This is a genomic window from Oceanobacillus sp. CFH 90083 (assembly GCF_009389585.1).
GTDB lineage: Bacteria > Bacillota > Bacilli > Bacillales > Amphibacillaceae > Oceanobacillus.
The window spans coordinates 20,742-31,820 of the sequence record NZ_VIYG01000024.1; the positions used below are offsets into that span (position 1 = coordinate 20,742).

The window sequence follows — 11,079 nt, forward strand, 5'->3', positions numbered from 1 at the left end:
TTAACATGGTTAAGCGTGTATAATAATGAATAGAAATGGGGGGGAGATGAAATGGTTCAATCAATAAATACAAAAGTCGATTTAGTTATTAAAGGAACCTCACATATAAGAATTTCAGATTATGGTCAGATTATGATTGGAGATAAAGGATTTGAATTCTACAATAATCGTGATGTCCATAAATATATTCAAATTCCTTGGGAAGAAGTCGATTACGTCATTGCTTCCGTCATGTTCAAAGGAAAATGGATTCCTCGCTATGCTATTCAGACGAAGCGAAATGGGACATACACATTTTCTTCCAAAGATCCCAAAAGAGTCTTTCGGGCAATGCGGGAATATGTAGATCCAAATCGCATGGTTCAATCATTGAGCGCCTTTGAGGTCATCAAACGCAATTTCAAGAGGAAGTCTAAGAAGGGATAGCTTTCTACCTAAAAATAGCTGGTTTCATTGAGAGTTACTACCCGTTAACCGGTAAACTATTGCGGTATCAAAGTGTCCTAAAAGCAGACTCCCTCTTGTAAGGACAAGGCATGCATGTTATAATAACTTTGTAAGTTCATTAAAGTAAATTAAATTAGAAACTAATTAAAGCGTTCTCATATAAATTAAATAACCATTGCAATTATTTTTTACGTGTTACTGATTCGATCAGGCATGAGTGAAAGGTAGTGATGAAAATGAAGGTCAGGGCTCCTTCTATTCCCTTGTCTTCATTTCATCTACTCTTTCCTCATGCTTTTTTTTCTGTCTTAACCAGGTATGCAAACGCTTTATGACCTGAAAATTCTACTTTAGGAGCTTACTGTTGATTTAAGCCTTAACAATCATAAGAGGAGGTAAAAAAGATGGTAGGAATTATCATTGCTAGTCACGGTGAATTCGCTACTGGCATCTTGCAATCTGGAGCAATGATCTTTGGCGAACAAGAGAATGCAAAAGCTGTTACATTGATGCCAAGTGAAGGACCTGATGATGTAAGAGCAAAAATGGAAGAAGCAATCGCTTCTTTCGACAATCAGGATGAAGTCTTATTCCTGGTTGATCTTTGGGGCGGAACTCCTTTTAACCAAGCGAGCAGCTTGATGGAAGGGCATAATAATTGGGCTATCGTTGCTGGGTTAAACTTAGCAATGGTGATTGAATCTTATGCATCGCGTATGTCTATGAACACAGCGCATGAAATAGCTGCCCATATTATTGACACAGCAAAAGATGCAGTTAAAGTAAAGCCGGAAGAATTAGAACCGGAAGCGCCTGCAGACGAACCTGCTGCAGCACCTTCAGGAGCCAGTGCAGGTGCTCCAGGCACATTTGAATACGTATTAGCACGAATCGACTCCCGGTTACTGCACGGACAAGTAGCAACATCGTGGACAAGAAGTACATCGCCTACGCGTATTATCGTTGTATCTGACTCAGTAGCAAAGGATGAACTCCGTAAAAAATTGATTCAACAGGCTGCTCCTTCAGGTATCAAGGCACATACGGTCCCTATTCGGAAAATGATTGAACTCGCAAAAGATGATCAGCACTTTGGCGGACAGCGGGCACTGCTTCTTTTTGAGAATCCGCAAGATGCACTTAGAGCAGTTGAAGGCGGTGTTCCACTGGATACTATTAATGTTGGTTCTATGTCACATTCAACTGGTAAAGTTCAGCCAAATAAAGTACTTGCCTTTGACCAGAACGATATTGATACTTTCAAAAAGCTGAAGGAAGCCGGTGTGAAATTCGACGTACGTAAGGTTCCGGGTGACTCTGGAGGCAACATGGATGAAATTTTGAGAAGAGCTCAAATGGAATTAGACAAACAGAAATAATCCTGATCATTAGATAAAAAAGGAGGTTTAATAATCATGGATTTGACGATTATTCAAATAATATTAGTTATTATTATAGCATTTATAGCTGGTATGGAAGGAATCCTGGATCAGTTCCAGTTTCACCAGCCAATTATTGCTTGTACGTTAATCGGCTTAGTAACCGGAGAATTAACGGCATGTCTTATTTTAGGCGGTACCTTGCAGCTGATTGCTTTAGGCTGGGCAAATATTGGAGCTGCTGTAGCGCCGGATGCAGCTTTAGCCTCCGTCGCATCAGCAATTATTCTCGTTTTAGGCGGACAGGGTTCATCAGGTGTATCCTCAGCTATCGCAATTGCAATTCCATTGGCAATTGCAGGTTTATTATTAACAATCATTGTACGAACCCTCGCTACCGGGATTGTCCATTTAATGGATGCTGCAGCGAAGGAAGGGAATATTAGAAAAATTGAAATGTGGCATGTTATTGCTATCTGCATGCAAGGATTACGTATTGCAATCCCGGCTGCATTAATTATTGCTATTGGTGCAACTCCAGTTAGAGAGATGCTCCAAGCTATGCCGGACTGGTTAACAGATGGTTTGGCAGTCGGCGGTGGAATGGTAGTAGCTGTTGGTTATGCAATGGTTATTAACATGATGGCTACCAAAGAAGTATGGCCATTCTTTGCAATTGGATTCGTACTGGCGACGATTCCAGACATTACGCTTGTAGGTCTTGGTGGTATCGGTGTGGCTCTTGCACTTATTTATTTAGCACTTACGAAACAAGGCGGCTCTGGTGGCGGCGGTGGAAACACTGGTGATCCGCTGGGCGATATTATAGAAGATTATTAAAAAGAAGGAGGTTATGAAGATGGCACAAGAAGAAATCAAATTATCAAAAAGAGATCGTATTTCTATTTGGTGGCGCTCCACTTTCCTTCAAGGTTCGTGGAACTATGAACGTATGCAAAATGGCGGCTGGGCATATTCTATGATCCCGGCAATCAAACGATTATATCAAACAAAAGAAGATCGTGCTGCTGCCCTGCAGCGTCACTTAGAGTTCTTTAATACACACCCTTATGTTGCCTCTCCAATTATTGGTGTAACGTTAGCACTTGAAGAAGAACGCGCAAACGGTGCTCCGGTTGACAATAAGGCGATTCAAGGGGTTAAAGTTGGAATGATGGGGCCTTTAGCAGGTATCGGTGACCCAATTTTCTGGTTCACAGTCAGACCCATTCTCGGCGCACTGGCAGCCTCCCTTGCGATGACTGGTAACATACTTGGTCCAATTCTTTTCTTCGTTTTATGGAACGCCATTCGGATGGGATTCCTGTGGTATTCACAGGAACTTGGTTACAAAGCTGGGGAAAAAATCACGGATGATTTATCAGGCGGATTGCTTCAGGATATTACGAAAGGCGCATCCATCCTCGGTATGTTCATTCTCGGGGCATTAGTGAACCGTTGGGTAAATGTGGCCTTTACCCCGACCGTTTCAGAAGTTGAGCTCGGCGAAGGTGCTTATATTGATTGGGATAACTTACCTGAGGGGGCTGAAGGAATCCAGACCGCGCTGCTGCAACAGGAAGAGGGAAGGGCATTAAGCCAGACGGATGTCACGACCTTGCAAGACAACCTGGACAGTTTGATTCCTGGTCTGGCCGGATTACTGCTGACACTTCTTTGTATGTGGCTACTCAGGAAGAAAGTTTCACCAATTGTGATGATTCTCGGATTGTTCGTAGTTGGTGTTGTATTCCATACAATACACTTAATGTAACCAATATAAGATTTGACTTAAATGACGACCTGCTTATGCATAAGCAGGTCGTCATTTAAGTATGAGACATAATCATCTCCGCATTACCTTGGAGAGTGAAATCTTTAACAGTGCTTGGAATAATAAAATGCATTCCTTTTTCAATATGAAATTTTTTATCATCTACCGTAATAGCAGCCTTGCCTTTTACTACGCTTACCTGCAGAAAATCTTCTTTTCTTTCCAGCACAGCATTTCCTCTTAAATCCCAATGATAAACCGTAAAATAAGCTTCCTCTACTAGTTTGCGGACCGTCAAATCCTCTACTGTTTCTTGAAATACTTCCCCTTCTGGAACTTGGTGAGGTACGTTCGTCACCTCAACAGCCTGCTCCAGATGTAATTCTCTTGGCTCTCCATTTGCATCCGTCCGGCCATAATCATATACCCGATAGGTAATATCTGAGCTCTGCTGCGTCTCTAAAATCACGATTCCTGCTCCAATGGCATGAATCGTTCCACTTGGTACATAGACAAAATCTCCGGCTGTTACAGGGATACGTTTTAATAAATTATCCCATTCGCCGTTCTCCATCGCTTTTTGGAGTTCTTTACGATTCTTGGCATGATGACCTAAAATTAATTCAGCACCCTGTTCCGCATCCAGAACATACCAGCATTCTGTCTTTCCATAAGGAACACCCTCTTTTTCCTGCGCATAGCTATCATCCGGGTGGACTTGTACTGACAGATTTTCATTTGCATCTAAAATTTTCGCAAGCAGCGGATATGCCTCTCCGGCAGCGTCTGCCCGATGAAATAATTCACCATGCTTTTCCCATGCATCCTGAAGCGTATTGCCTTCCAGCGGTCCATTTTTAATTTTGCTTGGTCCATTGGGATGAGCAGAGATAACCCAGGCTTCCCCTGTATGCTCATAAGGTGCCTGATACCCGAATTCCGTATGCAGCTTATTTCCTCCCCAAATCCTTTCCTGCAATACAGGCTCTAAAAAAATCGGTTCATTGTACATGCAGATCCTCCTCAGAAACATTCTATTCTCTACTATTCACTTTACTATAAATATATGTAGTAATAAATGAGAAACCTGCTATTAGCCAAAATTGGCTGTTCAGCTGACGATTCGAAGCTATCTAAAATAAAATCTATTTCTGTCATGTGGTCATATAGTATCTTCGGCCCTGGCTCTTCACATCCATCACAAAAGCGGGCTGCCCAATCCAAATGACAACCCGCTTTTCAAGTTAAATAATTTTATCAATTAACCCATATTCCTTTGCTTCCTCCGCACTTAAAAAATAATCCCGTTCCGTATCCTCCGCTACCTTTGCAACAGGCTGACCAGAATGCTCCGCAATAATATGATTAATCTTTTCACGGAGCTTGATAATTCTCTTCGCAGAAATAGCAATTTCTGTTGCCTGCCCGCGTGCTCCTCCCAGCGGCTGATGAAGCATAATTTCACTGTTTGGAAGCGCAAACCGTTTCCCTTTTGTTCCCGCCAGTAACAGCATAGCGCCAAACGAAGCTGCTAAGCCCGTGCAGATGGTACGGACATCCGGTTTAATATATTGCATCGTATCCAGAATTGCAAAGCCGGCAGAAGTCGAGCCGCCAGGACTGTTAATATAAATGGAGATATCCTTCTTCTCATCTTCTGCAGTTAAAAATAACAGCTGAGCGACAATACTATTCGCCATCTGATCATTAATTTCATCACTGACCATAATAATCCGGTCCTTTAACAACCTGGAAAAAATATCATAAGACCGCTCTCCACGGCTAGACTGCTCAATAACATAAGGTACTGTATTCATATGCATCCTCCCTGTAAACGCATGGATTACGGCAGTTTATGCTGCCATCGAGAGCGCGTAAGAAGAAGGACGATGTGCTTGTGGACACAACCTTAATGCCGGCTGATCTCCCATAAATATCTCTGGAATAAGCTGAATTAATTGAGCTGGATCATTTGCTTTGATTACTTGGACCGCAATTGGAACAAAGCTTTCCACCGTTTCCTCATCAGGAACTTCACCGGCTGGAGCCGCAGTATCTTCTTCTTCCATGTTCTGTATATGTTTTCTTGCCCGATTTAACATGGCTTTAACTGCTGTATCAGACATACCGCAGCTCTCAGCAATTTCATTAATCTGATACTTAAATACATCCTTCATCAGAAATACCATGCACTGTTTCACCGTCATGAAAGAAAGCAGCTTCATCACCAATGCTTCTATTTCCTCATAATTACTTTCCGGCTCTAATTCCACTTCCACGAGATAATCTGTTTCCGCTATTTTCCTTCGCTTTTTATCTATCCACGCATGATACGCTATTTTCTTCAGTAACGTAACATTCCAGAAATTCGGATTTCCATAGCTGATGAATGCTTTCTTCATCGTTTCCTGCACTAATTCTTCTCCATCCCACTTATTCCGGGACAGGAAAAAGCAGTAATGGGAAAGCTGACGGTAAATCGTGTGGAAGGTCGTATCCTCTTCATTTCGATTGGTGCCAGGCCTGGCGCACATGTCACTCACTCCTTTTACGCTTCTCTATAATATAAACGATTACTGGCTGTAAAAAGATACGGGTAATTTAAACTTTTCTTTCTAAAACATACCACGAACCCAGCCTTCTGCAAAAACGGATAAAAAGGTAAACAGAACAGCATAGACGACGACTGCTGTACTTCCCCAGAAAAATGTCCGCTGACGGGAAATACCCAATGGAATCATACCAGCCACCGTTAACTGACTGCTTAAGAAAAAACAACCAATAAACGAAAGACCAATTGCTCCATATTTATCATAGTATCTTCTGAAACGCTCCTTTCTTTCTTCACCTGCATCTGGGCGGCTCCTCCGAAAACGAGATCTAAATAAAAGAATCCTATCGCCAACGATAATAAATAATAGAAGTGAAAAAACATTTCCAGCAATGACTATCAGTGTTACCGGAACAGGATGCAGCTGCATAAGGATAATCCCGGCAGGAATAGTAATCATGTATTCAATCATCGGTACCATTGCGAGCAGAAATAAAGAAATATATTCAACAATTACCATAGCTTTTCCCCCAATATATTTTATTTTGATGCCTTTTACTTTCCCTTACCCTTCTTCCTCTAATCTTTATGTCGTCGCAGTGTAACTGTCATAAATGTTTATAAATAACAGAAAAAAACCTTTGACATTCTTATAATATTGATGTAAATTACTAATACACGAACATTTAAATAAAAAAATAGTTTAATATTCGTCTTTTGATTATCTATATAAATTTGGAAATATGGTCCAAAAGTTTCTACCAAACTACCGTAAATGGTTTGACTATAGAAAATCACAAATGATCAACAGGATATGTTCCATCTTTCAGGCTTTTATATTGCTCGCATTATGATGAATTGGCGATGGATATTTTTTCATTGATTTTTCCGGCATGTTGAACAAACAGTTAATTGCCGTATCCTGAGTAAGTGCGTTTACCTGTTCATGTTGATCTTCTTTGTGTTTTTCATATGTCATGCCGGAAACTCTAGTAGAAGAAACTGCTAGAGTTTTTTTGTTGTTGCACATTTTTTCAGGACATCTAAGGAGGAAAACAGCACATGAAAAAAGCATCACAAAAAACAACCATTCTTGGGCATCTAAAGGAAAATTACCGATTATATGCTATTGCATTTGGAATTGTTATTATCGCCGAGCTTATCGGGACCATCAAATTTAATATCGGTTCTGCATTAATCGTGCTTTATCCAATGTTATTCGCTATTATTATCAGTATTATTTTGGGAAAAGATGTACTTGGCTTTCTTAAAAAGAAGGAAGCAAAAAAAGCATCATCACTCGTTCTTGTTGCCATCTCCCCATTTATGGCAAAAATCGGTGTGATGGCCGGCTCCAACTTACCTGAGCTTGTCAATGTCGGCCCGGCACTTGTTTTTCAGGAATTTGGAACGATTGGAACCATGCTCTTTGCGCTCCCTATCGCATTATTACTGGGGCTGAAAAGAGAGGCAATCGGTGCAACCAGCTCTACCAACCGTGATAAAGATTACGGACTAATTTGCAGTAAATATGGCGCAAACTCTCCGGAAGCCCGCGGTTCTCTTTCTATATATATTATCGGCTTCCTGATTGGAACGACTTATCTTGGTTTATTAGCCAGTATTGTGGCATCATTTGATTTCTTTCATCCGCTGGCCTTGGCAATGGCAAGCGGTATCGGAAGCGGCGTGATGATGGCTGCCGCCTCCAGCACGCTGGCAACCATTTATCCAGCCTATGCAGACCAAATCATTATGCTGGCAGGAATGAGTGATATGTTATCAGCAATTACCGGCATTTACTTTACATTATTCATTTCCTTGCCGCTTGTCAACAAAGTATATGCTATTTTAGAGCCTAGAATCGGACGACGGGGAAAAAATAAAAATGTTGCTCCTGCCAAATCAGCAGAAAGTAGGATTTCACAATGAATATGAGCATGAAAGATTGGACAATCTCTCTTTTATTTACATCTGTCCTGACAACAATTATTGCGAACTTTTTTCAAAATGATATTTCGATTTTAGAGTCCGTCCCTGGTGTATTGATTTTATCCAGTATTGCCTTTATCGGTATATTCATTGCGAAGCTTGTACCTTTAAAAATACCTGCTGTCGTATATGTTGCTTTAACCGGGTTGCTATTAGCCAGTCCGATTTCGCCCATTTCGGATCCAATAATTTATTATACATCTTTGATTTCTTTTACAGCACCAATTACTGTCGTTGGTACACTGGCAGGAATAGGACTTGATTTCAAAGCATTTATGAGTCAAAGCTGGAAGATGGTCATTATCGCTGTATTTGTATTTACAGGAACCTTCCTGCTTCAAGCAGTCTTCGCACAAGTATTTTTAACTGTAACGAACGCTTTTTAAAATTTAAATAAACCATGTTGAAAAGGCTGATGACACAGTCTTTTTCAGCGTGTTCCAAAAGAAATGTTTCTAAAGGAGAAATAATATGCATGCAGATATACTAATTAAAAACAGTTCCATATTAACCCCTGATTTTAAAATAAGTCATGATCAAAATATAGTTATCAAGGATCAAAAAATAATCGCAATTGAGAAAGAGCTTACGCAAACATATGAAGCAAAAGAAATTCTGGACGGAAAAGGCAAACTGGTCATGCCAGGTTTAATTGACGCGCATACACATACGAATCAACAGCTCCTGCGCGGCAGAATTTCCGATGAATATCCAATGATCTGGACACGGATTATGGTGCCATTTGAAAGCAACCTTCGGGAAGAGGATGTAGCAATTAGCGCTGAGTTAAGCTGTCTGGAGATGCTCAAGGCTGGAACTACCGGCTTTATTGACGCTGGCGGCAGCTATATGCATAAGGTTGCAGAAGCCGTGGAAGCTTCTGGACTGCGCGGTGTGCTCACCTGTTCCACCATGGATACCGGCGCTGCCATTCCAGACTCGATGAAAACAACCATTGAAAATAATATTCAAAGAAATAAAGATTTGTTTGATTCTTATCACAAAGCAGGAGACGGGCGCATCAATATATGGTATTCCTTACGATCGCTGATTACATGTACACCTGAATTAATTCAGAAGGTCTATGAAACCGCACATGCAGCTGGAACAGGAATGCAGACCCATATGAATGAATATACAAATGAAATCAGTTATTGTCTGGAAAATTTCCAAATGCGTCCGTACGAATACTTAGAATCATTAGGCGTACTCGATGAAAATTTCTTAGGTGCTCACAGCATTCTCTTGTCTGAAAATGAAATGGATCTCATTCAGAAATACGACAGCAAGGTTGTTCACTGTCCAATCAGCAATGCCGGAAAAGGATTTACAAAATCTCCCGGCCTGATGCAAAAAGGTGTAAGTATTGGCCTAGGGACAGATGGCTCTGCCCACTCCGGCTTAAGTTTATTTGATCAAATGAAGGTTTTTAAATCCTTGATGCGTGCCTTCTGGGGTGTACCGATTTTCGATCCCGTTGTGATGCCCTCGAAAAATATCCTGGAGATGGCAACACTGGGCGGCGCAAAAGCAATGCTTCAGGAGGAACAGCTTGGAACCCTTGAAGTTGGCAAAAAAGCAGATATGATTTTAATCGATACAGATCAGCCGCATATCGGGCCGACACATCAGCTGACCAATACGTTAATTGAATCTGCCAACAGCAATGATGTTTCGGATGTGATTGTGAATGGACGTATGTTAATGAAAAATAGAGAAGTTCTTACACTGGATGAAGAAAAAATAAAATATGAAAGCAAAAAAGCTATGGACGACCTCATTGTTCGTGCTAAAATTTAGATACTGTGTTTTTTTATATAGTGCGTGTTCAAAAAGTCCGATAAAAAAGACCAAGAAGTTCAAGGCGACGTGTTTTTTACGAACGGAGCGTATGCTTTTAAATACGTGAGTATCGGAAAAAACACGTTAACGCAGAAATTCGCCGTGTCATTTTTGTTGGGTTTTTGAACATCCTCATATAGAGCGGTTTAACACCATGTTGAAGCGCTCTACTCCTTTGTTTGGAAGGAAAAGCAATTAGAGAGTTGAGGTCAATTTAAATGTTCACATTTTTTATTGTATTTATTGCAAATTTAATTATTGGTATATTAGTCGGGATGTCTGGTGTTTCCGGCTTTCTGCTCCCTATTATTTATGTCGGCTTCCTGGGACTTCCTGTACACGATTCACTGGCGCTCAGCTTTCTGGCATTTCTTGTCGCAGGTGCTATTGGTGCGTATTCCTATTGGAAGCTGAAATTTATGGATTTCAAATTAGCACTTTATTTAAGCATTGGCAGTCTGCCGGGAGCTCTTCTCGGTGTGCAAATTAACGTGCTTATTTCCGAAACACTGGCGAAGCTGCTGCTTTACCTGTTTGTCTTGTTCGCCGGACTTTCTATTATACTGAAGAAAAACAAGGCTCAGTCTGACAGTGAAGCAGAAAATAGTAAATCGTTTATTTTAAAACAGCCGATCTGGGTTATCCTGCTTGGCGTCTTAACCGCAGCCATTTGCGCCTTAACTGGTGCCGGTGGTCCGATTTTAATTGTGCCATTACTCGCAAGTCTCGGCGTGAATATCCGGACAGCAGTTGGCGTAGGACTGTTAAACTCGGTTATCATTGCCCTGCCATCGATATTTGGCTATTTCTCATATGCCAGCATTGATAATATGCAATGGTTTATTCTCTTTAGTTTAATTGGAACCACGATTGGTATCTTAACTGGTTCCCGGGTTGCTAATAAGGTTCCTGTGGAGCAGTTGAAAATTTTTATTGCGGTTATTACGATTATTTCTTCTGTTTATATGCTGAGGAGTTTGGTGTTTGGAGGGTGAAAAAAGCGCAGCCGTTATGGTGCGCTTTTTCTTTATCTAAGTCAGCAACCACCATTTCAAATGGTGGTTTGACAACAGCCCTATAAGGGCATTTTACCT

General features: G+C 41.0%; 12 protein-coding genes and 1 riboswitch. Of the genes, 8 read left to right on the forward strand and 4 right to left on the reverse strand.

The genetic code is table 11. The features are described from left to right. Nucleotides 1–51 precede the first annotated feature (51 nt). The 4 genes from FLK20_RS20355 to FLK20_RS20370 all read left to right on the forward strand — a co-directional run bounded on the left by FLK20_RS20355 (nucleotide 52) and on the right by FLK20_RS20370 (nucleotide 3,600). The gene (locus FLK20_RS20355) at nucleotides 52–426 is read left to right on the forward strand and encodes a DUF956 family protein (protein WP_152658438.1); all 375 of its coding nucleotides are present in this window, start codon (nucleotides 52–54) and stop codon (nucleotides 424–426) included. A gap of 425 nt (nucleotides 427–851) precedes the next feature. Further along, nucleotides 852–1,826, forward strand: coding sequence for a mannose/fructose/sorbose PTS transporter subunit IIA (locus FLK20_RS20360; protein WP_152658439.1), 975 nt, complete (start codon nucleotides 852–854; stop codon nucleotides 1,824–1,826). Nucleotides 1,827–1,868: 42 nt separating this feature from the next. Further along, nucleotides 1,869–2,666 carry a mannose/fructose/sorbose family PTS transporter subunit IIC gene (locus FLK20_RS20365; protein ID WP_227995198.1) on the forward strand — a complete coding sequence of 266 codons (798 nt, stop codon included), beginning with the start codon at nucleotides 1,869–1,871 and terminating at the stop codon, nucleotides 2,664–2,666. 19 nt (nucleotides 2,667–2,685) lie between these two features. Next, the gene (locus FLK20_RS20370) at nucleotides 2,686–3,600 is read left to right on the forward strand and encodes a PTS system mannose/fructose/sorbose family transporter subunit IID (protein WP_152658449.1); all 915 of its coding nucleotides are present in this window, start codon (nucleotides 2,686–2,688) and stop codon (nucleotides 3,598–3,600) included. A 55-nt stretch (nucleotides 3,601–3,655) separates the two neighbouring features. Here FLK20_RS20370 and manA read toward each other — a convergent pair whose 3' ends face one another. The 4 genes from manA to FLK20_RS20390 all read right to left on the reverse strand — a co-directional run bounded on the left by manA (nucleotide 3,656) and on the right by FLK20_RS20390 (nucleotide 6,671). Next, nucleotides 3,656–4,612, reverse strand: a complete 957-nt coding sequence (gene manA, locus FLK20_RS20375) for a mannose-6-phosphate isomerase, class I (protein ID WP_152658441.1) — start codon at nucleotides 4,610–4,612, stop codon at nucleotides 3,656–3,658. 232 nt (nucleotides 4,613–4,844) lie between these two features. Then, entirely contained in the window at nucleotides 4,845–5,417 is a 573-nt protein-coding gene (gene clpP / locus FLK20_RS20380) for an ATP-dependent Clp endopeptidase proteolytic subunit ClpP (protein ID WP_152658442.1), read from the reverse strand. Nucleotides 5,418–5,453: 36 nt separating this feature from the next. Then, on the reverse strand, nucleotides 5,454–6,134 hold the full coding sequence (locus FLK20_RS20385) for a sigma factor-like helix-turn-helix DNA-binding protein (RefSeq protein ID WP_152658443.1): 681 nt from the start codon (nucleotides 6,132–6,134) through the stop codon (nucleotides 5,454–5,456). 81 nt (nucleotides 6,135–6,215) lie between these two features. Next, nucleotides 6,216–6,671, reverse strand: coding sequence for a hypothetical protein (locus FLK20_RS20390; RefSeq protein ID WP_152658444.1), 456 nt, complete (start codon nucleotides 6,669–6,671; stop codon nucleotides 6,216–6,218). A 185-nt stretch (nucleotides 6,672–6,856) separates the two neighbouring features. Beyond that, a riboswitch (purine riboswitch) is annotated at nucleotides 6,857–6,958 on the forward strand. Between the two features lie 255 nt (nucleotides 6,959–7,213). Here FLK20_RS20390 and FLK20_RS20395 point away from each other — a divergent pair. From FLK20_RS20395 to FLK20_RS20410, 4 genes are all read left to right on the forward strand, one after another. After that, nucleotides 7,214–8,083, forward strand: coding sequence for a DUF3100 domain-containing protein (locus tag FLK20_RS20395; RefSeq protein ID WP_152658445.1), 870 nt, complete (start codon nucleotides 7,214–7,216; stop codon nucleotides 8,081–8,083). Beyond that, the gene (locus FLK20_RS20400; RefSeq protein ID WP_152658446.1) at nucleotides 8,080–8,529 is read left to right on the forward strand and encodes a hypothetical protein; all 450 of its coding nucleotides are present in this window, start codon (nucleotides 8,080–8,082) and stop codon (nucleotides 8,527–8,529) included. The genes FLK20_RS20395 and FLK20_RS20400 overlap by 4 nt, the downstream gene beginning before the upstream one ends. Nucleotides 8,530–8,614: 85 nt before the next feature. After that, nucleotides 8,615–9,943 carry an amidohydrolase family protein gene (locus FLK20_RS20405; protein WP_152658447.1) on the forward strand — a complete coding sequence of 443 codons (1,329 nt, stop codon included), beginning with the start codon at nucleotides 8,615–8,617 and terminating at the stop codon, nucleotides 9,941–9,943. A 260-nt stretch (nucleotides 9,944–10,203) separates the two neighbouring features. Further along, nucleotides 10,204–10,980, forward strand: a complete 777-nt coding sequence (locus FLK20_RS20410) for a sulfite exporter TauE/SafE family protein (RefSeq protein ID WP_152658448.1) — start codon at nucleotides 10,204–10,206, stop codon at nucleotides 10,978–10,980. The last annotated feature ends 99 nt before the right edge of the window (nucleotides 10,981–11,079 follow it).